Origin of the sequence: Limnohabitans sp. Rim8, assembly GCF_945869175.1 — a bacterium.
Classification (GTDB): Bacteria; Pseudomonadota; Gammaproteobacteria; order Burkholderiales; family Burkholderiaceae_C; genus Limnohabitans_A.
On the sequence record NZ_CAMBNZ010000009.1, the window covers coordinates 23,204 to 44,681 of the forward strand.

The following is a 21,478-nucleotide window of genomic DNA, read 5'->3' on the forward strand; positions in this document are numbered from 1 at the left end:
ATGAGCGGCTTGACACCTGCAGACGAGCGGCAACACCTGAAGCTGTTGGGCCTGGCCGGTTTTGCCAGCATGGCCTCGATGCGCATCTGCGATCCGATGCTGGTGGTGCTGGGTCAGGAGTTTCAGGTCAGTACCGGCGACGCCTCTGCGGTGGTCTCGGTGTTTGCCATGGTCTATGGCGTTTTGCAGCTGTTTTATGGCCCGCTGGGCGAGCGGTTTGGCAAGCTTCGGGTGGTGTCTTTGGCCTTGTCGGCCTGTGCGCTGTTGAGCGTCATCACGGCGCTGTCCATGAACCTGTCCATGCTGGTCGTAATGCGCGGGTTCATGGGCGCGGCGGCGGCCGGCATCATTCCCTTGTCGATGGCCTGGGTGGGCGATCAAGTGCCTTACGAGCGACGTCAGGAAACCCTGGCCAAGCTCATGAGCGCGACCGTACTGGGCATGATGAGCGGTCTCTGGTTTGGCGGCTTCGCAGCCGACACGGTGGGTTGGCGCGGGGCTTTTGTTTTGCTTGCAGCCATGTTTGGCGTGGCCGCTGTGCTGCTGCTGCGCCGTCTGCGACAGCAAACAAAGTTGCAGACACAGTCGGGGCCTGTGGCGGCGCCGGGTTTGTGGGCGGCGTTTCGCTTGACCGGGCAGCTCTTAGGCACGCCCCGTGTGCGCTGGGTGCTGGGCGTCACGGCCGCAGAAGGTGCCTTGGTGTTTGGGGCCTTGGCTTTCATGCCCACACATTTGCACCAGCAGTTTGGTTTGAGTGTGGTGGCGGCAGGCTCGGTGATGATGGTGTATGGCGTGGGTGGTTTGCTGTACAGCCAAATGGCACGCCGTTGGCTGGCCTGGTTGGGCGAGCGCGGCCTGGTGCGCACAGGGGCCGTTTTGGTCGCTGTGGGTTTGCTGGTGCTGGCGTGGGGCAGTGGTGTGTGGCTTGGCGTGTTGGCCTGCTTCATGACCGGGCTGGGCTTTTACATGCTGCACAACACGCTGCAGGTGCAGGCCACCCAAATGGCCCCGGCCGCACGCGGCTCGGCCGTGACCTTGTTTGCCTGTTCACTGTTTTTTGGCCAGTCCACGGGGGTGCTGCTCATGGCGCAAAGTGTGGACATGGGCTGGCTGGCCTATGCCTTCAGCTTGGCGGCAGTGGGTGTTGCAGCGCTGGGTGTGATGGTGTACCGCCTGGTGGGGCGGCACTGAGGGCGCAGTGGGTTTCAGCGCGGCAGTTTGGGCGCAGACTGCAGCAATTGCCCCACCTCTGATTTCCAGAATCGCGCATTGCCGGTGGTGCCGTGGCCGAAAGTGTCGGGGCTGCCCGGAATGATCAGGGCTTTGGCATTTTGGATGCGAGGCAGCGCCTTTTCCAGAATGCCCAGTTCGGGTGGGTTGCGCTCGTCGTCGGCAGAGTTGATGACCAGCACCCGGGCTTTGATGCGCTCCAGACCCGCAGATGGATCGTAATCTTTGGACGATTCCCACTGGTATAGGTGGTCGTTGGCGTCACCCGCAAACGGGGCCGTCAGGCGCTGCTTGAGCAAAGCGTCGCCCCTGTCGCTGGTCGGTGCGATTTTTTGCAGGCCCAAGTTCCCGCCATTGGTGGCGGCAGCATAAAAAACGGACGCAAATTGCCAGCTCGGAGGGGCTTCTTTGTAATTGCCGTTCATCCACAAGGGGTCTTTGCGGATGGAATCGGTCAGCATGCGGCGCAGCATCCAGTTGCGGCCCGACATGGCCGACGGCAAAGAGGCCATGGGCACAGCGATGTCCATCATGTCGGGGTATTTGACGGCCCACATCCAGGTTTGCATGCCCCCCATGGAATTGCCCAGGACCAAACGCAAATGCCGGATGCCCAGGTGTTGGGTGACCAACCGGTGCTGAGCCGACACCATGTCATCGTAGTTGTAGGCCGGAAACTTGGCCCGCAGACCGTCAGAGGGTTTGCTGGATTTGCCGGTGCCAATGGCGTCGGGCAGGATCAAAAAGTAGCGTTTGGCGTCCAGAATTTGACCGGGTCCAAAAAGCTCCCCACCGAAATTGGCCCCCAACATGCCGGCACCGGAACCGGTGGTGCCATGCAAAATCAGCACGGCTTCATTTTTGGGGTCACCCAAGGTGGTGTAGTTCAAGCGCAATTCTGGCAAGACCTCACCCGTGTGAAACTTGAAGTCCTTGACGACCCAGCTGCCGTGTTGCGGGGCTTCTTGCGCGTGCAAGTTACCGCACAAGCTCAGCCATAAGCAGCACAGACTGACCCAAAGGGGTAGACGATTTTTCATGGTTTGTCTTCGAAGTGAAGGAGACAATTTAGGCCATGTCTTGCGCCCGAGCTGACACCAGCGTGTCACTGACTCGATCCAGCGGGTTTTCCCGCAAAGGCGAAGCTGATGGTTGCGGCCAGGGCGGCGAGCAGGGCGAGGCGAAAGTAGGTGATGTAAAAAGAGCGGACGAACCGGGAATCCATCGGGTTGTCGTGCTTGAGTATCAACAGAGGTATGGAGCCCAACAAAAAATAGGTGGTCACGGCCAGTAAGACCACGGTGAAAAGCAGGGCCAACATTTGGGGTTACAAGGTCATGTCGTGTATCCGTCTTGAATCAACTTTGGCGGGTCTCATCATCAATTGGATTGACCTGGGCCTCCTCTATCCGACGGGGCAGGCTGAGGCGTTCTTCGGCGGTAAGATCGACAGATTGTTGTTCGAGACGACCCCATGACAGACCGTTACGCCGTGATCGGCAACCCCATCGAGCAGAGCAAGTCGCCGCTCATCCACACCGCATTCGCCCAAGTGACTGGGCAAGACATCGGGTACACCAAGTTGCTTGCCCCCTTGGGCGGATTTGCCCAGACCGTGGACGCATTTCGCGCGGCCGGTGGACGGGGCATGAATGTCACCGCGCCCTTCAAGTTGGATGCGTTTGACTACGCGACCGATTTGGCGCCCAGTGCACGGATGGCCGGTGCAGTGAATGCGATGAAGTTCGATGGCGACAAGGTGTACGCGGAAAACTTCGATGGCATCGGCTTGGTGCGCGATGTGGTGCACAACCTCGGTTGCCCATTACAAGGCCAGCGTGTGTTGATTTTGGGTGCGGGTGGCGCCACACGCGGGGCTTTGTTGCCGATCCTGGCGCAGGGGCCTGCCGAGGTGGTCATCGTCAATCGCACCGTGACCAAGGCCCAAGAGTTGGCCAACTTGGCGCTTGAGCACCAAAGCGGCGCAGTCCCTGTTCGTGGCGTGGGCTACGGTGATATCGGGCAGCAAAATTTTGATGTGGTTTTCAACGCGACCTCGGCCAGCATGAGTTCCGAATTGCCGCCATTGCCCGATTCTGTTTTTGACGCGGGTTGTCTGGCGTATGAGTTGGCCTATGGCAAAGGCCTGACCCCGTTTTTGAAGCTGGCGCTTGCGGCCAATGCCCATCGCCTGGCCGATGGCGTGGGCATGTTGGCCGAACAAGCGGCAGAAGCTTTTCAGTGGTGGCGGGGTGTGCGTCCGGATACAGCGGCAGTGATTCAGAAATTGACAGTGCCTTTGGTCTGACCCAGACCCCCCTCTTTCAGGGGCTGTTCAGTGGGCTTTGCGCTTGACCAACAAGCCAATCAACTCGGGCACCAGCGCGTTCTGGTCGCCTTCTTTGCAAGCAGTTTCTAAAGTGTTTTTCACTGCTTGAGCGACGGTGTGGTCGGCGTGGGTATCACTGGCCATCTGGTTGTAATAGCTCAGGTCCTTGAGCGCGTTGCTCATGGAAAAGCGCAGGCCAGAAGTGTCGCCTGTGGCCAGCGTGGGCTTGAGGCGCTCAAGCGCTGCCCCCCAGCCGCCGCCTTTGGACAGCACTTCCACAAAGGTGTTGGCATCCACACCTGCACGTTGGGCGCAAGCCGCCGCTTCGGCCAGCAAGGTCACCGTGCCCAGCGACACATAGTTGTGCAAGAGCTTCATGCGGTGGCCCGAGCCAATGGGGCCGGTGTGAACGATGTTTTCGGCAAAGCACGACAAGATGGGTTGGCAGGCCTTAAACAAGTCCGCATCCCCGCCCACCAGCAAGTTCAGGCGGCCTTCGGCGGCCTCCTTGGGGGTGCGGGTCATGGGCGAATCGAGAAACTGACCGCCTTGGGCGATGACCATGGCGGCCACTTTTTCGGTCGAAGTGGGAACTGCGGTGGAGCAGTCGATCAAGATCGTGCCGGGTCGCATGCCCTTGAGTACCCCGTCGTCTCCCAAGAGAACGGCTTCGACTTGTGGCGTGCCTGTCACGCACAAAATGACCACATCGGACTGCGCGGCCAAGGCCTGGGGCGTGGTGCAGGTGCGTGCGCCTGCGGCCAACAAAGCGTCCAGTGGCTGGTTCCCCGGGTGTTCCAGCACCGTCAGGAGTTGCCCGTGCTTGAGCAAATTGCTCGCGATGCCGTGGCCCATCATGCCAATGCCGATCATGCCGATTGTTTTCATGGGAAGTCTTTCAAGGGGTTGGCTCAATATACCTAAACCACAGATCCGATCAGGGCTTGTCCTGATCAAAATGCGACAGTCACCCCTCTATACTTGCACAATGAACCAACTGGTACATTCTGCAAAGTCCACGCCCGCTGAGGCGCCCACCGCCCGCGAGGCAGGGCGCACCAACGACCCGGCCCGCACCATGGCCGAGATCCTTCAGGTGGCCACTCACGAGTTTGCCGACAAAGGTCTGAGCGGGGCCCGCATCGACGCTATTGCAGCAGCCACGCGTACCAGCAAGCGGATGATCTATTACTACTTCGGCAGCAAGGACAGTTTGTACTTGGCCGTGCTCGAGGAAGCCTACCGCCGCATGCGCACCATCGAATCCGACCTGCATTTGGACGACTTGGCCCCTGTGGCCGCCTTGAAACGCTTGGTGGAGTTCACCTACGACCACCACCGCGACAACGAAGACTTCATTCGCTTGGTGATGAACGAGAACATCCAGCGTGGCGACTACCTGCGCCAAAGCAGCAACATCCAAGAACTCAATTCCAATGCCATACGCTCGGTTCAAGCGGTGTATGACCGTGGTGTGGTGCAGGGGGATTTCAGGCCAGGGCTGGACCCGGTGGACATCCACTCGGCCATTTCAGCGTTCACGTTTTTCAATGTGTCGAACCGCCACACCTTTGGCGTGATTTTTCAGGACCGCAACAGCCCGGACAAAGCCAACACTCTCAAGCGCGAGCATGTGGTGGAGTTGATCTTGCGTTTTGTGAGTCATTCAATTTCGGCATAACAGCTAGGGTGCGGACCCTTTTTGACATAGGGTTTGTACTATTAATAGAAAACTAACCAGTTCGTACATTAGTGATTGTCTTTGTTGGGAGTGATGCGTTGATTCAAAAATTCATGGATGGTTTTTGCAAAATTCTGAACATGGTCATGGCCATTTGTCTCGCCGTGATGGTGATTTTGGTGTTTGGCAATGTGGTCATGCGTTATGCATTCAACTCGGGCATCACTTTGTCAGAAGAGTTGTCGCGTTGGTTGTTTGTGTGGATGACCTTCATGGGCGCGATCGTGGCGCTGAAGGAACACGGGCACTTGGGCACCGACATGCTGGTGGGTAAGTTGGGTACTGTTGGCAAAAAGTTTTGTTTGGCCTTGTCTTATAGCTTGATGCTGTTCATTTGCTGGTTGTTGTTCAGTGGCGCTTATCAACAGACCATGATCAATTTGGGGAGCACCAGCGCGGTGATGGAAGTGTCCATGGCCTGGATTTACGCGCCTGGGGTGATCTTTGCGGTGTTGGGTGGTTTGGTCTTACTCACCGACTTGCTGCGCTTGCTCACCGGTCAACTGCGTGATGAAGACTTGGTGATGGTCCAGGACACCGAAGAGTCGCCACACGGCGAAAACAAAGCTGCAGAACAACGGAGAGCTTTATGACCATCGCTGTTTTTGTTTTTTCGCTGCTTGGTGCCATGGCGATCGGTATCCCGATCGCGTTTTCACTGTTGTTGTGTGGTGTGGCTTTGATGTGGCACCTGAACATGTTCGATGCCCAGATCCTGGCGCAAAACCTGCTCGAAGGTGCCAACAGTTTCCCTTTGCTGGCCGTGCCGTTTTTCATGCTGGCGGGCGAGATCATGAATGCGGGCGGCTTGTCGCGCCGCATCGTGAACTTTGCCATGGCCTGCGTGGGCCACATCAAAGGCGGTTTGGGTTATGTGACCATCATGGCCGCCGTGATCATGGCGGCCTTGTCGGGTTCGGCGGTGGCCGATGCGGCAGCGTTGTCAGCCTTGCTCTTGCCCATGATGGTGGCCGCAGGCCATGACCGGGCCCGCTCGGCAGGCTTGATTGCCTCGGCCGGCATCATCGCCCCGGTGATTCCACCCAGCATTGGCTTTGTGATCTTTGGCGTGGCGGGCAATGTGTCCATCTCCAAACTGTTCATGGCCGGTATCGTGCCGGGCATCATGTTGGGTGCTTCGCTCTGGGTCACCTGGTGGTGGTTGGCACGGCGTGAAATGGTGCAGGTGCCGCCGCGCAAATCCATGGGCGAGATCATGGTGGCCATGCTTGAGGCCACTTGGGCCCTGGTGATGCCGCTGATCGTGGTGTTTGGCCTGAAGTTCGGCATTTTCACCCCCACTGAAGCGGCGGTGGTGGCAGCGGTTTACGCCTTGTTCATCTCGACCTTCATTTACCGCGAATTGCGTCTGAAAGACCTGTACCCCTTATTTGTGAGCTCGGCCAAAACCAGCGCGGTCGTGATGTTCTTGGTGGCCGCCGCCATGGTCTCGGCCTGGTTGATCACGGTGGCCAATTTGCCCGCTCAGTTGATCGAAATTTTGCAGCCCTTGCTGGACAGCCCCCGTTTGCTCATGTTCACCATCATGGTGATCATCATCGTGGTGGGCACTGCGCTCGACATGACGCCCACCATTTTGCTCTTGACCCCGGTGCTCATGCCGGTGATCAAGGCGGCGGGCATCGACCCGATTTACTTCGGTGTGCTGTTCATCATCAACTGCGCCATTGGCCTGATCACACCGCCAGTGGGCACGGTGCTCAACGCGGTGGCAGGGGTTGGAAAAATCAGCATGGACGAGGTGACCCGGGGCGTGATGCCTTTCATGATCGCCCAGTTCACCATCATGTTCGCGATGGTGGCCTTCCCGGCTTTGGTGATGGTGCCCGCGCGTTGGTTCTATTGATTCCCGGGTGTGGTTGTCTGATCGGGTACGCCTGATGACCACCCCTTTGATGCACAGCGTACGTCCTTATTTTTACTGGAGACCCTTCATGAAACGTGTATTCATCAAGTCCTTGATCGCCACCGTGGCGCTGGCCGCCATGGGCGTGGCTTCGGCGCAAGACAAGACCATCAAGTTCGCCAACCAGAATGCGGCGGGACACCCCATCATTCAGGGGATGGAAAAATTCAAGGAAATCGTTGAGAAAAACTCGGGCGGCAAGCTCAAGGTCAATGTGTTCCCCGGTGGCGCTTTGGGCAGCGACCAGGCCAATGTCTCGGCCATTCAAGGCGGCACCTTGGAGATGGCGTCGATGAACTCGGGCATCTTTGCCTCGCAAGTGCGTGATTTTTCGGTGTTTGATTTCCCCTTCATGTTCGCCAGCGGCCCAGAAGCCGATGCCGTGGTGGACGGTGCCTTTGGCAAGAAAATGCACGCCAAGCTGGAAGAAAAAGGCTTGGTGGGTCTGGGGTACTACGAGCTGGGCTTTCGCCATGTGACCAACGGCCGCCGCGCCATCAACAAAGTGTCGGACATCGAAGGCCTGAAGCTGCGCGTCATCCCCAACCCGATCAATGTGGACTGGGTCAAGGCGCTGGGCGCGAACCCCACGCCACTGCCATTTCCGGAGCTGTACGCTGCGCTGGAACAAAAAGCCGTGGACGGCCAGGAAAACCCGGTGGCCACCATCAACGGTGCCAAGCTGTTCGAGGTGCAAAAGCACATGGTCCTCACCGGTCACCAGTACAACCCCCAGTCGATCGTCATCAGCAAGAAGTTCTGGGACACCCTGTCGGCCGCTGAAAAGAAAATTCTGAGCGATGCGGCTGCCGAGTCCTCCAAGTTCCAGCGCACCCAGGCGCGCGCCCAGGAAGCCAGCTTGCTGGAAAACCTGAAGAAAAACGGCATGCAAGTGACCGTTTTGCCGGCGGCCGAAGTCGCCATCCTGCGCGAGAAGATGAAGCCCGTGATTGCCAAGCATGGGGAGCAGATTACCGCCACTGTCGCCGAATTGCAGGCTGAATTGACCAAGTTGCGCAAGTGATGGCCTCTGGCTTTCAGACCGTCAGAACGGTGTGAAAGTTCAACAAACGGCGGGTCAAAGCTTTTCTTTGACCCACTGTTCAACCCTTTTGGAGTTTTCATGAAAGTCTTGATGTTGCACGGCGTGAACCACAACATGTTTGGCAAACGCGACCCCCAGCAATACGGCACGATCACCCTCGATGAAATCAATGCCAACTTGCAAAAATTGGGCCAAGAGTTGGGCGCCGAGGTCGAGTGCTACCAGACCAACCACGAAGGTGACATGTGTGAACGAATTCACCAAGCGTATGCCGACCAGGTCGATGCAGTGCTGATCAATGCCGGGGCCTGGACCCATTACAGCTACGCCATTCGCGACGCCTTGGCCGTGCTCACCTGTCCGGTGGTGGAGTTGCACATGTCCAACATCCACGCCCGCGAAGAGTTCCGCCACAAGTCGGTGTTGGCCGAAATCGTCAAAGGGCAAATTTGTGGCTTTGGCGCTGACAGCTATTTGCTGGCCCTGCGTGCAGGCGTGTCTGCGGCGCAAGCGGCTTAAACCGAGCGATTGATTCACAGCACATGATCAACGGCAACACAGAAATCATCGCCCACATCGGCTACCCGACGCACACCTTCAAGTCGCCGATGATTTACAACCCGTACTTTCAAGAAGCGGGTATCAATGCGGTGGTGGTGCCCATGGGCTGCAAACCCGAGAACTACCCTCAGTTTCTCAAGGCGGTGTTCAGCCTGGAAAACATCCGGGGCGCTTTGATCACCATGCCGCACAAGGTCAGCACGGTGGGCTTGCTCGATGAAGTGACTGCCACAGTGCGCGTGGCTGGGGCCTGCAACGCGGTCAAGCGTTTGGCCGATGGCCGCTTGGTGGGCGACATGTTTGATGGCGCTGGGTTTGTGCGTGGTGTGCAGCGCAAGGGGTTCAATTTGACGGGCAAACGCGCGTTGGTCGTGGGCACGGGGGGCGTGGGTTGTGCCATTGCCGCTTCATTGGCCGGTGCAAACATCGCCGCCATCAGCTTGTTCGATGTGAATGCGGCAAGTTGCGAGGCTTTGGCCGGGCGCCTCAAAACGCACTACCCGCAGATCGAAGTGCACACCGGCTCCCATGACCCCTTGGGCCACGATTTGGTGGTCAATGCCACACCGATGGGCATGAACGAGGGCGATCCTTTGCCCATGGATGTGTCGCGCTTGTCGCCCGACACCTTCGTGGGTGAGGTGGTGATGAAAGCCGAGACCACGGCTTTTTTGGCGGCCGTACAGGCCCGCGGTTGTCGCACGCAAGTGGGTGCCGATATGCTTTATGAGCAAATTCCGGCTTACTTGGAGTATTTCGGTTTGCCCACCACCACCGCTGAGGTTTTGCGCAGTGGTGCCCAACTCAGTTACGGATAACTGGGTGTTTGAATTGACTGGAGTGCATGGATGAGCCTCAACAAAGTTGACCGTGAAGCCGTACCGGAAATGCCCAACCGATTGGGCATTGCAGGCATCGAATTCATCGAATACGCCACCAGTCGCCCACAAGCGCTGGGCCAGGTGCTTGAAAACATGGGTTTTCGGCCCGTGGCGCGTCACCGCTCAAGAGAAGTGACCCTCTACCGCCAAGGTGCGATGAACCTGGTGGTCAATGCCAGCCCCGATGACGCCCGTGTGAGCGGCACGGTCGATGGCCAGCCCGTCATCTCGGCAGTGGCTTTTCGGGTGCATGATGCGCTTAAGGCTCACCACCGCTGCATGGAGCTGGGCGCCTGGAGCGTGGGCAGTCATGCGCAAGCCATGGAACTGCACATCCCTGCCATCCATGGACCGGGTGGCAGCCGCTTTTATTTTGTCGACCGGTGGCAAGAGTTTTCAATTTACGACATTGACTTCAAACCCATTCCGACCGTGGACCTGAACCCACCTGCGTTGGCGGGCATGTGTTATTTCGGCCTGGTGCAATACATCGGTGCAGCCCGCAGCGCCGATTGGCAGACCTATTACGAACACATGTTCGATTTCAGTGCCATGCCTGATGAAGAGCGCTTTGGCATCTTGCCCAAAGGCAAACTCATGAAAAGCCCTTGCGGCAGCTTTTTGTGGCAACTGATTGAGCCCGAGCCTTGGATGGATGCCGACGACAGTCCCGAGTGCTTGCAGCGCATCGGTTTGGGTGTGCCCGATGTGGGTGAGGCGGTCAGGGCATTGAAAGCCAGGGGGGTGGAGTTTGTGGAGTCCGCCCGCTTGCACCCGGAAGACCGGGGCGCATTGACCCGCGCCACTTTGGGCTCGGTCGCTTTTGAACTCGTCCACCAGTGAGCACTTCTATGAACTTGCTGGACGGTTATGGCATGGACACCATCACCATGGCGGGCACTCTGGATGCCAAGCTGACGGCGATGAAAGGGGCTGGTTTTTCTCAGGTGATGCTGATGGCCCGAGATTTGGTGACCCACCCGGGTGGCGTGACGGCAGCGGTCGAGGCTGTGCAGCAAAGCGGCATGCGGCCGACGGGCTTTCAAGTCTTGCGTGATTTTGAAGGCCTGTCAGGCCACCTGCACAGTTACAAACTGGACATTGCCAAAGCCATGCTCGAGATGTGCGCAGCCACCGGCAGCAAGGTGTTGTTGGCCTGTTCGTCCACCTCGCGTCACGCCACGCAAGACCTCGACGCGATTGCCGCCGACCTCAAAAAGCTCGCCATGTTGGCCGTGCCATTGGGCATCAAGGTCGCCTACGAAGCGCTGTCCTGGGGCCGCACCGTCAACGAGTTCACCACCAGCTGGGATGTGGTCTGCCGAGCAGACTGCCCGAATTTGGGCATTGGCATTGATTCTTTCCACATCTTTGCGGCCAAGACCTCGCTCGATGCCATCGAAGCGCTGGACCCATCCAAAATATTTCTGGTCCAGCTGTCAGACTTCATGTGGCAAGAAACCCCCACTTTTGAAGAGCGCATGACCACGGCCCGTACATTCCGTGTGTTCCCCGGCGAGGGCGTTCACAGCGAGCAGCTGGCCGAGTTGGTGTTGCGCTTGGACCGCATTGGCTACCGAGGCGATTACAGTTTTGAGGTGTTCAACGACGATTACCAACAGTTGCCTCTCGAGACGGTGGCAGAGCGTGCCCGTCGGAGTGCGACTTGGTTGCACCAAGATGTGTTGCACAAATCGGCACCATTGCCTGCCTGGACGCGCGCGCAGGTCTGAAGGTCTGAGGGGCAGATCGATCTTCAGAGCCTGACAAAAAATCATCTGGGGTACACCATCAGGTGTATCTGTTTTGTCCATCAGATCTCGGCAAAATCGAATTTTGGCGAGTATCTCCTTGAGCCATTACGTGCGGTTGTCTGAGCACCTCAAGCTGGTGACTTTGACGGCCGGTCAAGTGATCTGCGAGCCGGGTGAGTCACTGGAGTTTGTTTACTTCCCCACCACTTGCACCACTTCCTTGCTGTCTCAGACAGCCGAGGGTGACAGCTCCGAATTGGGCATGACAGGTCGCGACGGCCTCGTGGGTGTGTCGCTCGTTTTGGGAAGCCATTCGGCCAACCACCGTGTGGTGGTGCAATGCGCCGGTCTGGCTTACCGAATGCCTGTTGGCGTCTTCCAATCTGAACTGGTGCGTTGCCGCGAACTGCAACAACTGGCGTTGTGTCATGTCCAAGCCTTGATCACGCAAATGTCACAAAGCATTGTGTGCATTGGTCACCACTCGGTGCGTGAGCGCAAGGACATCCTGGCCCGCCAAACATTGGACCAAACTAAGACTGGCGACGGTGGGGCAGGTGGCTGTCTGGGCTTCAGAGGGGGGAGCCAGATTGGATGGGGGTGTTCAATGCCTGTGGCGGCTAAAAGGTGAAGTTGACGGGCTAAGATAGAGCCCATGAAAAACCGTCAATTGGCCTCCTTTTCCGTCAGTGCCATCGGCTTGGGCTGCATGAACCTCAGCCATGCTTATGGTGCACCTGTTTCGCCTGAGCAAGCCGAACGCGTGCTGCTCACCGCCTTGGACCAAGGCGTCACTTTCTTTGACACCGCCGCTTTGTACGGCTTTGGCAACAACGAAACCTTGCTGGGCAAAGTCTTGAAGCCGCACCGTCAACGGTTCACGCTGGCCAGCAAATGCGGCATGCAAGGCGTTGAACAAAGCGATGGCAGCAAAGTGCGCGTCATTGATGGCCGCCCAGAGACGATCAAAAAAACCTGCGAAGAGTCGCTGCGTCGTCTGCAGACCGATGTGATCGATCTTTATTACCTGCACCGTTGGGACAAAAAAGTCCCCATCGAAGACAGCGTAGGGGCATTGAGCGATCTGGTGCGCCAAGGCAAGATCCAAACCATCGGTTTGTCGGAGGTGTCGGCTCTCACATTGCGCAAAGCTCATGCGGTGCACCCCATTGCCGCCGTTCAAACCGAGTATTCCCTGTGGACGCGCAACCCCGAGATTGCGGTGTTGCAAGCTTGCCGAGAATTGGGTGTGGCCTTTGTGGCTTTCAGTCCTGTGGCCCGGGGATTTTTGTGTGGCGCTGCCCTTGACATTGCGGGCTTCGATGCGAAAGACATTCGCCGCAGCATGCCGCGCTTCAATGCTGACAATTACGCGGCCAACCTAAAACTGTTACCTGCTTATAACGATTTGGCGCAAGAGGCTGGTTGCAGCCCTTCGCAGCTGGCCTTGGCGTGGTTGCTGCACAAGGCTGACGACATCATCCCCATTCCGGGTACCACGTCGGTGGGCCACTTGCTGGAAGATTTGGCGTCGGTGGATGTGCAGTTGGACGCCGACCTCATGGCGCAATTGGAGGCACTGATCAACCCAAACACCGTGGCAGGTGATCGGTACAACGCGCAGGCCAACAGCGAAGTCGATACCGAGACGTTCGCCTGACGGCGCCTGGGTCCTTTGGACGCAAGGCCATCGACGCGATCTGCCTCTAGCGGCAGACCTTGGCTTCACGCATCCGGTTGAGCCATGGGCGCTGCCCGCTTGAAAGCATCGAGCTCCCCGCAAGCCTGATCGACAGCGCTGATCAGCGGCCACCGGTTCATGTCCACGTTGAAGCGACGGGCGCTTTCGACTTGCGGAATCAAATACAGATCGGCCAGCGTGGGGATGTCGCCAAAGCTGAATCGCCCGCGCTTGTTGTCTGCAGCCAGCAAGGCTTCGTAGGCGTCAAACCCGTCGCTGATCCAGTGGCCACACCAGGCGTTGACGGCCGCTTCATCGGCGCCGAACTGCTTGCGCAGGGTTTGCAAAATACGGCGGTTGTTGATCGGATGGATGTCACAACCCACCATGGCCGCCAGGGCCCGCACATGGGCGCGATCGTCAGCATCTGCGGGCAGCAGGGCGGGCGTGGGGTATTTCTCTTCCAGCCACTCGATGATGGCGGGCGACTGGATCATCAGCTGCTCGCCGGTATCCAGGGCAGGCACCAAGCCTTGCGGGTTGATGGCCTTGAACGCCTCTTTTTGCTGTTCGTCTACACGCAGATCTACCGCCACATAGTCGGTGGCGATGCCTTTGAGGTTCAGGGCAATGCGCAGGCGGTGCGAGGTGCCGCTTCTGAAAAAACTGTAAAGCTTCATGGTCTTACTCCGCTGCGCCAATCGTCAGGGTCAATTCGGCCACACCTGCCACGCGTCCGGTGATTTTGTCGCCTGTGACCACCGCGCCCACACCTTCGGGCGTGCCGGTGTAGACCAGGTCGCCGGGTTGCAGGTGGTAGTAGGTCGACAGGTCGGCAATGATTTCGCGGATGTTCCAGATCAGCTTGTCCACGTCGGACGACTGTTTGGTCGTGCCGTTGACTTCCAGGGCGATGGCGCCGTTCTCGATCACCACGCCGGGCATGGGCACGATCTCCGAGCAGACCGAGCCTTGTTCGATGTCTTTGCCCGTATCCCAAGGGCGGCCTTTGTCGCGCGCCACCAACTGCAAGTCGCGGCGGGTCATGTCCAGGCCTGCACCGTATCCGTAGATCAGCTCATGCGCGTTGGCTTCGCTCACGCGAAAACCTGCTTTGCCAATGGCCAGCACCAGTTCCATCTCGAAGTGGTAGTTGCTGGTGCGGGGTGGATAGGCGACCGTCGCACCGCTTTCCACCAGGGTCTGGGGCGACTTGGTGAAGTAGAACGCTTGTTCGACACTCTTGTCGACGGGGCGGCCCATCTCGACCGCATGCGCGTGGTAGTTGCGGCCCACGCAGAAGATGCGGTTGATCGGGAAACGCTCGGTCTGGCCACGGATGGGCAGGGACTGAACGGCGGGAGGATGGAACAGATAAAAGGTCATGGTGTGCAATGAAAAGAAAAATGATCAGCCACGGTTCTCATAGACGCCCAATTTGCGGTGCAAAGGGGATTCGTCGGCAATGAACACGAAGGCGGGTTGTTCCGCATTCAAATTGGTCAGCGTCACGGCTTCGTAGCCGGGGGCGCAGCAGGTGTCGGCTTCGGCCAGTGTGAAGGTGCTGGCCACGATCTGAGCCTGCACCGCGCCTTCGATGACGTGGAAAACCTGAGCGGGCGAGCGTGCAGGCAAGCGCAGGCGCTGGCCTGGGCGCAGCATCAGGGCGTAAAAGCCCAGAATGTTTTCGGCGTCGCCACCGGTCTCGGGATTGGTGTAAGTCACTTGCACCTGTTCCAAACCCGCACCATCAGTCGCCAGCGATTCGAGCGCGGCCTTGGCGTCTGTCCAGGCGTAGCGCAGCATGGGGTAGGCCTTCTTGCTGCGATCAAACACATGTGAGGGCACCACGCCGCCTCGGGCATATTGCTGGTCGCTGCGGCCGGGCACCACGGTTTGGCGGTCACCGTTGATGTGATAACTGGCTTCCATGTAATAGACCAGCGGCAGGTCCAGCACATCCAGCCAGATGACGGGGTCGGTGCCGTCGTGGCCGTGTTCATGCCACAGACCCGTGGGCGTCAAGATCAGGTCGCCCCGGCTCATGGGGCATTTTTCGCCGTCCACCGTGGTCCAAGCGCCTTCACCTTCGACGACCATGCGCACCGCGTTGGGGGTGTGGCGGTGGCTGGGGGCCCATTCGCCGGGCATGAGCAGTTGCATACCCAAATACATGGCGGCAGAGGCCTGCATTTTCTCGAGGCCGTGACCGGGATTGGCCAGCACCAGCACGCGGCGCTCGGCTTTTTCAATCGGGGTGAGCTCGCCCGCTTTGAGCAAGAGCGGTTTGATGTCCTGGTAGGCCCAGCAAGTCGGCTGGGTTTGGCGACTGGGCACTTTGGGCGGCAGCACGCCGCGCAGGCTGGGCCACAGGGGCACCAGGTTCACATTGCGAAGGTCTTGCACATAGTCCTGGGGCAGGTCTTCGAGTCGTCCGAGTTCGTTCATGTGTGTGTCTCCTTGCCTTCAGTTGTTTTGGGCGGCATCGAGGCAATTGCCCACGTTCCAGCCATACAGCCACTCCATCGCATCATAAAAGCGCTCGGCACCCCGGCCGCGCCAAAGGTCATTGCGCACCAGGCGCTCAACGCCTTTGGCATGGTAAATGCGCCCCATTTCACGGCTGGACAACACGATGCGGGCGGTGCGGGCCACGCGGGCACGTTGGTACATGTCCAGCGCTTGGGGCCAGTCGTTGTGGTGGGTGCGCAGGGCTTCGCCCAAGGTGACCGCGTCTTCCATGGCCATGCAGGCCCCTTGTGCCATGTACTGCGTGGTGGGGTGGGCGGCGTCGCCGAGCAAGGTCACGCGGCCATAGGTCCATTGACCAATCGGTTCGCGGTCGGCGGTCGCCCAGCGCTTCCAGGTCTTGGGCAGGTCGATCAACTGGCGTGCTTTGGGACAAATGCCTTGGAAGTAGCTTTGCACTTCCTCTTTGCTGCCTTCGGTGACGCCCCATTCTTCGGTCTGGCGACTGTGGAAGGTCACCACCACGTTGTACTGCTCGCCTCCGCGCAAGGGGTAATGCACCAGGTGGCAGTTGGGGCCGACCCAGATGGCGGCCGCGTTCCATTGCAGGTCGATGGGGAAATCTTTTTTGTCGACCACGGCGCGGTAGACAACATGCCCAGTCACGCGGGCCGGATCGCCTACGAACTGCTCGCGCACCACCGATTTCACGCCATCGGCTCCGATCAGTGCGCAGCCCTGAAAAGTCTTGCCGTTCTGGTCCCACACGGTCACGCTGTGTTCATCTTGCTCGATGCGCACCACCCGCGTGCTGGTGTGAAAAGCCACTTGCCCTGTTTCTTGAGCACCTTCGAGCAACGACAAATGCACATCGGCGCGGTGGATCACGGCGTAGGGGTTGCCAAACCTTTGGCGGAACATCTCGCCCGTTGGGATTTTCCCCACCTGGTATTCGTTGATGGCGTCGTGCATGACCATGTAGTCGGTGTACACAGCGCGGCCACGGGCCTTGTCACCAATGCCCAAAGCGTCAAACGCGTGAAAGGCGTTGGGCCCAAGCTGGATGCCCGCACCGATTTCGCCAATTTCGGGCGCTTGTTCCAACACGGTGACCTGAAACCCTTGACGCACCAAGGCGAGGGCCGCGGCCAGACCGCCAATGCCGCCACCTGCCACGATGACGGGTAGTTCGGTGTGTGCTGTGTGCATTCAGGTCTCCAGGTGAGGGTGATTTTTGTAATTTATTATAAGCATGCATATTAATTTCAGCAAGCAACAGCCATCCAACCCAAAGCGACTAGAATTTTCCGACCGCCCGGTTGGTGAATTCAGGCCTCGGGTTTGAATCTCAAAGAAAGTCCCTGACATGTCCCAAGTCCTGCAAAGTTTCATCGGTGGCCAATGGATCGGTCAACAAGGCGCTCAAGCCTTGCGCAGCGCCATCAACGGCCAGACGGTTTACCAAACCCATGCCGAGGCCATCGACTTTGCCGATGCGGTGCACCACGCCCGCACCGTGGGTTTGCCCAACTTACTCAAGCTGGACTTCCAAGAGCGTGCTCAGCGCCTCAAGGCCCTGGCCAAGTACCTGGGTGAGCACAAGGAAACGCTCTACGCCATTTCGGCCCACACCGGTGCCACCCGCGCCGACAGCTGGGTCGACATCGAAGGTGGCGCGGGTACTTTGTTTGCCTATGCCGGGATGGGCAGCAACGAGCTGCCCAGCGGCAACCTGATTCATGAAGGCCCGGCGTTTGCACTCGGCAAAAAGGGCGGCTTTGCGGGCACACACATCCTGGTGCCGCGCGGCGGCATCGCTGTGCACATCAACGCCTTCAACTTCCCCATCTGGGGCCTGCTGGAAAAGTTCGCGCCCAGCTTTCTGGCCGGTATGCCTTGCATCGTCAAACCTGCTTCTTCGACCAGTTACCTGACCGAAGCCATGGTGCGTTTGGTCGAGCAGTCGGGCATCTTGCCTGCGGGCGCCCTGCAATTGGTGATCGGCTCCACGGGTGATCTGCTCGACCGTCTGAACGGCCAGGACGTGGTGACCTTCACCGGCTCGGCCGACACCGCAGCCATGCTGCGTGTGCACCCCAATGTGGTCAAGCACAGCATCCCCTTCAACGCCGAGGCCGACTCGCTCAACTGCGCCATCCTTGCGCCCGATGTGACGCCTGACGACGAAGAGTTCGATTTGTTTGTCAAAGAAGTTGCCCGCGAAATGACGGTCAAGGCGGGGCAAAAGTGCACAGCCATTCGCCGCGCCATCGTGCCACGCCAGCACCTGGACGCTGTCGCTGAAAAGCTCAAGGCCCGCCTGGCCAAGGTGGTGGTGGGCGATCCGTCTGTCGAGGGCGTGAAGATGGGGGCGCTGGCGTCGCACGCCCAGCAGGCCGATGTGGCCGAGCGCGTGGCCCTGCTGCGCCAAAGTGCCGAGCTGGTTTTTGGCGGTGCTGCAGATTTCAAGCCGGTGGGGCAGGGTGTTGAAGGCGGTGCCTTTTTCCAGCCCACGCTGCTGCTGTGCCAAAAGCCGCTGCAAACCGACAGCGTGCACGATGTGGAAGCCTTTGGGCCCGTGAGCACCCTCATGCCTTACGACGGCATCGAAGAAGCGCTGCAGTTGGCCGCACGAGGGCAAGGCAGCTTGGTGGGCACACTGGTCACCCAAGACCCTCAGATCGCCGCCCGCATGATTCCGGTGGCCGCTGCTTTGCACGGCCGCCTGCATATCCTCGACCGTGAGTCGGCAGTCGAGTCGACTGGCCACGGCTCGCCCCTGCCGTCTCTCAAGCACGGCGGGCCGGGCCGTGCGGGCGGTGGCGAAGAACTTGGCGGTATCCGCGCTGTCAAGCACCTGATGCAACGCACCGCCTTGCAAGGCTCGCCCACCATGATCGCTGCCGTGACGGGCGAGTACATGCGCGGCGCCAAGCTGATTGAGACCGAAGTTCACCCCTTCCGCCGTCACTTTGAAGACCTGCAAATTGGCGAGAGTTTGCTCACCCACCGCCGCACCGTGGGCGAAGCCGACATCGTGGCCTTTGGCGGTCTGTCGGGCGACTATTTCTACATGCACTTTGACGAGATCGCGGCCAAAGATTCGCCTTTTGGCAAGCGCATCGCGCACGGTTACTTTGTGCTGTCGGCCGCAGCGGGCCTGTTCGTCTCACCCGCCCCCGGACCCGTGCTGGCCAACTACGGTCTGGACACGCTGCGTTTTGTCAAGCCCGTGGGCATTGGGGACACCATCCAGGCGCGCCTGACGGCCAAGCGCAAGATTGACCGGCACAGAAAAGACGCCAACGGCGTGGGCCAAGGCGTGGTGGCGTGGGATGTGGAAGTCACCAACCAGTTGGGCGAAGTGGTGGCCAGCTATGACATCTTGACTTTGGTGGCCAAGAAGGGCTGAGGCACATCCGGGGATAATCCCCAGCATGAGATCTCCCATTGCCGTAGTCGATGTTGACCGTTGTGACACTTGGACCCGTTACAAGGCAGGTTTGTGCGACTCGTGCGCCGCCAACTGCTGCACCATGCCAGTCGAGGTCAAGATGGCCGATTTGGTGCGCTTGGACTTGGTGGACCCTTTTGAGGCTGAGCACGAAGACCCCAAGCAAATTGCCAAACGCTTGTCCAAAGCCGGGTTGATCGATCACTTCAACTTCAAGAACAGCATCTTCAGCCTGGCTCGCCGGGCCAGTGGAGATTGTCAGTTTTTGGACGCGAAAACCCGCCGCTGTACGGTGTACGACAAGCGGCCCACAACCTGCCGTCTGCACCCGCAGGTGGGCCCCAGGCCCAACCACTGCCCCTACGGCAACAAAGCCCAATCGCGCTGAGCTGTGTCCAAGAGCTTATCGCGTGTCCAAATTGGCATTGCTTACCCATTGCACAGCTAGAATGTGCCCAACTTAATGAGGTAACAGACCCCATGGATCCACAACATTACATCTCCAAATGCCATGCTGAGCTGAAAAGCGCAGTGTCCGCCTTGGGGGGAGATGCTGCATCGCCTCGCTTGGAAAGCTTATCGGCGTTGATCATTCAGTCGATGACGGGACCATGGCGCTCTTTCCACACGCCAGAACATATCTTCGAGGTCGGCGCAGGCGGAACGCCGGTGGAGGTCGTGGCCGCCCTTTTTCATGATTTGGTTTATGCCCAAGTGGATTCTGGCATCCATGTGAATTTGGCACGCTATGTGGCGGCTTACGTCCGCGAGGGCGACAAAGGTTTGGTGATCGATCCGATGGACGATGCGCCAGCACAAGACCTGGAGTTGGTGATGACCCTTTTTGGGTTCACGCGGGGGCAGGTTTTGTCTCCCTTCGCCGGACTCAATGAATTCCTCAGTGCCTTGTTAGCTGTTCGCGTCTTGGATGGCATTCTGTCAAAGCCGGTTTGCGCGCAGATCGCCGCATGCATCGAGGCCACTGTGCCGTTTCGCAGCCCTCATGCCGATGGCAAGAACTGTTCACAGGTTTTGCTGGAGCGCTTGAAACTGGCGAACCAAAACCATGCATTGGGGCTGGACGATGCAGCCTGTCTGGAAACCGTCCTGATGGGTGTGAGGGTGTCCAACCGTGACATTGGCAATTTTGCCAGCGAGCACCCCTCTGAGTTTTTGAACAACACCTGGAATCTGATACCCGAGACCAACCACGATCTGGTCAGCACCAACACTTACACGGTCAAGGGCTATCGCATATCGTTGCAAAAGATGGAAGGCTTCTTGGGCTTTTTGCAACCGGCAGCCGTGTTCAGACAGTTTGCACAGGAGCCGTCCGATCAAGAGCATCAGCGTCGGCTGGAGTTGACCTCGCGCAATTTGGAGGTGGCGCGGCTTTATTTGCGGCTCAAATTGGTGTCCATCACTTTGATCGAGTCCTTGTCGTTGACTTTGGGTGAAGAAGTCTCCTTGTCTTCGATCATGGGCAAATTGCCCGGCAAGATGGATTTTCCAATTCAGTTTGAAAATTACCTTCCAAAGATTACCAACCCTTACCAAGCCCAAAATCAGCAAGAAAAAATCGTGATGGAATTGCTGGAGACGGGGCGATCGGCCGACTCTGTTCACGACGCGCGACACTCCCCCGTGGCCAGTTATTTGGTCAAGTCTTTGGGCATACCGGCCAGCATGCAGTTGTTGGAGCACGCTCGGGCTTACTTTGCCGGCAAACTCAGTGGTGAAGAGTTGCTGGCCCAAACCCATCCCCAGGTGGTTCAAGGGCTGAGCCATGCCATGGTTCAAGTGTTTGAGCGACGCGCTGATTTGTTTCGTACCCCCTGAGCTGGGCGATGCCCCGGCCCTGAAGTTGATCGATCTGGGCAAGGGACGTGGAATCGCAGAAGATTTGAGCCATGAATAAAGCCTCCCGACTTTGCAATCGGGAGGCTTTTTGCCTTTGAAGTCCGAGAGGACTTACATCGTGTCGATGAAGCTGCGCAATTTGTCGCTGCGGCTGGGATGCTTGAGTTTTCGCAGCGCCTTGGCTTCAATTTGGCGGATGCGTTCGCGGGTCACGTCGAACTGCTTGCCCACTTCTTCCAACGTGTGGTCGGTGGACATCTCGATGCCAAAACGCATGCGCAGCACTTTGGCTTCGCGGGGCGTGAGGCTGTCCAGGATGTCCTTGACCACGTCGCGCAGACCGGCTTGCAGGGCGGCATCGATGGGCGCGGTGTGCGTGCTGTCTTCGATGAAGTCACCCAAATGGCTGTCATCGTCGTCACCGATCGGCGTTTCCATGGAGATAGGCTCTTTGGCAATCTTCATGATCTTGCGAATTTTGTCTTCCGGAATTTCCATGCGCTCGGCCAGAACGCTGGCGTCGGGCTCGTAGCCAAACTCCTGCAA

General features: G+C 58.6%; 23 protein-coding genes. 15 read left to right on the plus strand and 8 right to left on the minus strand.

All coding sequences use genetic code 11. The features are described 5' to 3' along the window. Positions 1-1,191, plus strand: coding sequence for an MFS transporter (locus tag Q0O19_RS02780; protein WP_295519861.1), 1,191 nt, complete (start codon positions 1-3; stop codon positions 1,189-1,191). A gap of 14 nt (positions 1,192-1,205) precedes the next feature. Here Q0O19_RS02780 and Q0O19_RS02785 read toward each other — a convergent pair whose 3' ends face one another. Continuing rightward, positions 1,206-2,270 carry an alpha/beta fold hydrolase gene (locus Q0O19_RS02785; RefSeq protein ID WP_295519863.1) on the minus strand — a complete coding sequence of 355 codons (1,065 nt, stop codon included), beginning with the start codon at positions 2,268-2,270 and terminating at the stop codon, positions 1,206-1,208. 65 nt (positions 2,271-2,335) lie between these two features. After that, a complete protein-coding gene (locus tag Q0O19_RS02790) occupies positions 2,336-2,548 on the minus strand; it encodes a hypothetical protein (RefSeq protein WP_295519865.1) in 213 nt (70 codons plus the stop codon). Positions 2,549-2,704: 156 nt separating this feature from the next. Here Q0O19_RS02790 and aroE point away from each other — a divergent pair, with 156 nt between their 5' ends. Continuing rightward, positions 2,705-3,538, plus strand: coding sequence for a shikimate dehydrogenase (gene aroE, locus Q0O19_RS02795; protein WP_295519867.1), 834 nt, complete (start codon positions 2,705-2,707; stop codon positions 3,536-3,538). 27 nt (positions 3,539-3,565) lie between these two features. On the opposite strand, the gene Q0O19_RS02800 is transcribed toward aroE, so the two are convergent. Next, positions 3,566-4,447 carry an NAD(P)-dependent oxidoreductase gene (locus Q0O19_RS02800; RefSeq protein WP_295519869.1) on the minus strand — a complete coding sequence of 294 codons (882 nt, stop codon included), beginning with the start codon at positions 4,445-4,447 and terminating at the stop codon, positions 3,566-3,568. Positions 4,448-4,547: 100 nt separating this feature from the next. Here Q0O19_RS02800 and Q0O19_RS02805 point away from each other — a divergent pair, with 100 nt between their 5' ends. From Q0O19_RS02805 to Q0O19_RS02850, 10 genes are all read left to right on the plus strand, one after another. Then, positions 4,548-5,240, plus strand: a complete 693-nt coding sequence (locus Q0O19_RS02805; protein ID WP_295519871.1) for a TetR/AcrR family transcriptional regulator — start codon at positions 4,548-4,550, stop codon at positions 5,238-5,240. 98 nt (positions 5,241-5,338) lie between these two features. Further along, complete coding sequence (locus Q0O19_RS02810; protein ID WP_295519873.1) at positions 5,339-5,893, plus strand: TRAP transporter small permease; 555 nt, start codon at positions 5,339-5,341, stop codon at positions 5,891-5,893. After that, positions 5,890-7,167 (plus strand): TRAP transporter large permease subunit, encoded by a 1,278-nt coding sequence (locus Q0O19_RS02815; protein WP_295519874.1) that lies wholly within the window; start codon positions 5,890-5,892, stop codon positions 7,165-7,167. The genes Q0O19_RS02810 and Q0O19_RS02815 overlap by 4 nt, the downstream gene beginning before the upstream one ends. Before the next feature lie 88 nt (positions 7,168-7,255). Further along, positions 7,256-8,251: a TRAP transporter substrate-binding protein gene (locus tag Q0O19_RS02820; protein WP_295519876.1), complete on the plus strand. Its 996-nt coding sequence runs from the start codon at positions 7,256-7,258 to the stop codon at positions 8,249-8,251. A gap of 99 nt (positions 8,252-8,350) precedes the next feature. Further along, positions 8,351-8,791 carry a type II 3-dehydroquinate dehydratase gene (gene aroQ / locus Q0O19_RS02825; RefSeq protein WP_295519877.1) on the plus strand — a complete coding sequence of 147 codons (441 nt, stop codon included), beginning with the start codon at positions 8,351-8,353 and terminating at the stop codon, positions 8,789-8,791. A 23-nt stretch (positions 8,792-8,814) separates the two neighbouring features. Then, positions 8,815-9,651, plus strand: coding sequence for a shikimate dehydrogenase (locus Q0O19_RS02830; protein ID WP_295519878.1), 837 nt, complete (start codon positions 8,815-8,817; stop codon positions 9,649-9,651). Between the two features lie 30 nt (positions 9,652-9,681). After that, complete coding sequence (locus tag Q0O19_RS02835) at positions 9,682-10,557, plus strand: 4-hydroxyphenylpyruvate dioxygenase (protein ID WP_295519880.1); 876 nt, start codon at positions 9,682-9,684, stop codon at positions 10,555-10,557. Between the two features lie 8 nt (positions 10,558-10,565). After that, positions 10,566-11,447 (plus strand): TIM barrel protein, encoded by an 882-nt coding sequence (locus tag Q0O19_RS02840; protein ID WP_295519881.1) that lies wholly within the window; start codon positions 10,566-10,568, stop codon positions 11,445-11,447. A gap of 118 nt (positions 11,448-11,565) precedes the next feature. Continuing rightward, complete coding sequence (locus tag Q0O19_RS02845) at positions 11,566-12,099, plus strand: cyclic nucleotide-binding domain-containing protein (RefSeq protein ID WP_295519883.1); 534 nt, start codon at positions 11,566-11,568, stop codon at positions 12,097-12,099. A 24-nt stretch (positions 12,100-12,123) separates the two neighbouring features. Further along, on the plus strand, positions 12,124-13,128 hold the full coding sequence (locus tag Q0O19_RS02850) for an aldo/keto reductase (protein WP_295519885.1): 1,005 nt from the start codon (positions 12,124-12,126) through the stop codon (positions 13,126-13,128). A 65-nt stretch (positions 13,129-13,193) separates the two neighbouring features. On the opposite strand, the gene maiA is transcribed toward Q0O19_RS02850, so the two are convergent. From maiA to Q0O19_RS02870, 4 genes are read right to left on the minus strand one after another with little or no spacing between them, the layout of a single operon-like run. Next, positions 13,194-13,829, minus strand: a complete 636-nt coding sequence (gene maiA / locus Q0O19_RS02855; RefSeq protein WP_295519887.1) for a maleylacetoacetate isomerase — start codon at positions 13,827-13,829, stop codon at positions 13,194-13,196. A gap of 4 nt (positions 13,830-13,833) precedes the next feature. Further along, the gene (locus Q0O19_RS02860; RefSeq protein WP_295519889.1) at positions 13,834-14,535 is read right to left on the minus strand and encodes a fumarylacetoacetate hydrolase family protein; all 702 of its coding nucleotides are present in this window, start codon (positions 14,533-14,535) and stop codon (positions 13,834-13,836) included. 24 nt (positions 14,536-14,559) lie between these two features. Beyond that, complete coding sequence (locus Q0O19_RS02865; RefSeq protein WP_295519890.1) at positions 14,560-15,597, minus strand: cupin domain-containing protein; 1,038 nt, start codon at positions 15,595-15,597, stop codon at positions 14,560-14,562. 18 nt (positions 15,598-15,615) lie between these two features. Further along, positions 15,616-16,827 carry a 3-hydroxybenzoate 6-monooxygenase gene (locus Q0O19_RS02870; protein WP_295519892.1) on the minus strand — a complete coding sequence of 404 codons (1,212 nt, stop codon included), beginning with the start codon at positions 16,825-16,827 and terminating at the stop codon, positions 15,616-15,618. Between the two features lie 157 nt (positions 16,828-16,984). Between Q0O19_RS02870 and paaZ the strand changes: the two genes are divergently transcribed. From paaZ to Q0O19_RS02885, 3 genes are all read left to right on the plus strand, one after another. Then, entirely contained in the window at positions 16,985-19,030 is a 2,046-nt protein-coding gene (paaZ, locus tag Q0O19_RS02875; RefSeq protein WP_295519894.1) for a phenylacetic acid degradation bifunctional protein PaaZ, read from the plus strand. 25 nt (positions 19,031-19,055) lie between these two features. Continuing rightward, positions 19,056-19,460: a YkgJ family cysteine cluster protein gene (locus Q0O19_RS02880; RefSeq protein ID WP_295519896.1), complete on the plus strand. Its 405-nt coding sequence runs from the start codon at positions 19,056-19,058 to the stop codon at positions 19,458-19,460. Between the two features lie 92 nt (positions 19,461-19,552). Next, a complete protein-coding gene (locus Q0O19_RS02885) occupies positions 19,553-20,911 on the plus strand; it encodes a hypothetical protein (RefSeq protein ID WP_295519897.1) in 1,359 nt (452 codons plus the stop codon). Between the two features lie 132 nt (positions 20,912-21,043). Here the strand turns inward: Q0O19_RS02885 and Q0O19_RS02890 are convergent. Further along, a partial coding sequence (locus Q0O19_RS02890; RefSeq protein ID WP_295519899.1) for a sigma-70 family RNA polymerase sigma factor occupies positions 21,044-21,478 on the minus strand: 435 nt, incomplete at its 5' end.

Coding starts and splice junctions, on each gene's coding strand:
- Q0O19_RS02885 (WP_295519897.1), top strand. CDS start 19,553: ATGGATCCACAACATTACATCTCCAAATGCCATGCTGAGCTGAAAAGC.
- Q0O19_RS02850 (WP_295519885.1), top strand. CDS start 12,124: ATGAAAAACCGTCAATTGGCCTCCTTTTCCGTCAGTGCCATCGGCTTG.
- Q0O19_RS02820 (WP_295519876.1), top strand. CDS start 7,256: ATGAAACGTGTATTCATCAAGTCCTTGATCGCCACCGTGGCGCTGGCC.
- Q0O19_RS02840 (WP_295519881.1), top strand. CDS start 10,566: ATGAACTTGCTGGACGGTTATGGCATGGACACCATCACCATGGCGGGC.
- Q0O19_RS02785 (WP_295519863.1), bottom strand. CDS start 2,270: ATGAAAAATCGTCTACCCCTTTGGGTCAGTCTGTGCTGCTTATGGCTG.
- Q0O19_RS02880 (WP_295519896.1), top strand. CDS start 19,056: ATGAGATCTCCCATTGCCGTAGTCGATGTTGACCGTTGTGACACTTGG.
- Q0O19_RS02870 (WP_295519892.1), bottom strand. CDS start 16,827: ATGCACACAGCACACACCGAACTACCCGTCATCGTGGCAGGTGGCGGC.
- maiA (WP_295519887.1), bottom strand. CDS start 13,829: ATGAAGCTTTACAGTTTTTTCAGAAGCGGCACCTCGCACCGCCTGCGC.
- paaZ (WP_295519894.1), top strand. CDS start 16,985: ATGTCCCAAGTCCTGCAAAGTTTCATCGGTGGCCAATGGATCGGTCAA.
- Q0O19_RS02805 (WP_295519871.1), top strand. CDS start 4,548: ATGAACCAACTGGTACATTCTGCAAAGTCCACGCCCGCTGAGGCGCCC.
- aroQ (WP_295519877.1), top strand. CDS start 8,351: ATGAAAGTCTTGATGTTGCACGGCGTGAACCACAACATGTTTGGCAAA.
- Q0O19_RS02865 (WP_295519890.1), bottom strand. CDS start 15,597: ATGAACGAACTCGGACGACTCGAAGACCTGCCCCAGGACTATGTGCAA.
- Q0O19_RS02860 (WP_295519889.1), bottom strand. CDS start 14,535: ATGACCTTTTATCTGTTCCATCCTCCCGCCGTTCAGTCCCTGCCCATC.
- aroE (WP_295519867.1), top strand. CDS start 2,705: ATGACAGACCGTTACGCCGTGATCGGCAACCCCATCGAGCAGAGCAAG.
- Q0O19_RS02815 (WP_295519874.1), top strand. CDS start 5,890: ATGACCATCGCTGTTTTTGTTTTTTCGCTGCTTGGTGCCATGGCGATC.
- Q0O19_RS02800 (WP_295519869.1), bottom strand. CDS start 4,447: ATGAAAACAATCGGCATGATCGGCATTGGCATGATGGGCCACGGCATC.
- Q0O19_RS02780 (WP_295519861.1), top strand. CDS start 1: ATGAGCGGCTTGACACCTGCAGACGAGCGGCAACACCTGAAGCTGTTG.
- Q0O19_RS02835 (WP_295519880.1), top strand. CDS start 9,682: ATGAGCCTCAACAAAGTTGACCGTGAAGCCGTACCGGAAATGCCCAAC.
- Q0O19_RS02830 (WP_295519878.1), top strand. CDS start 8,815: ATGATCAACGGCAACACAGAAATCATCGCCCACATCGGCTACCCGACG.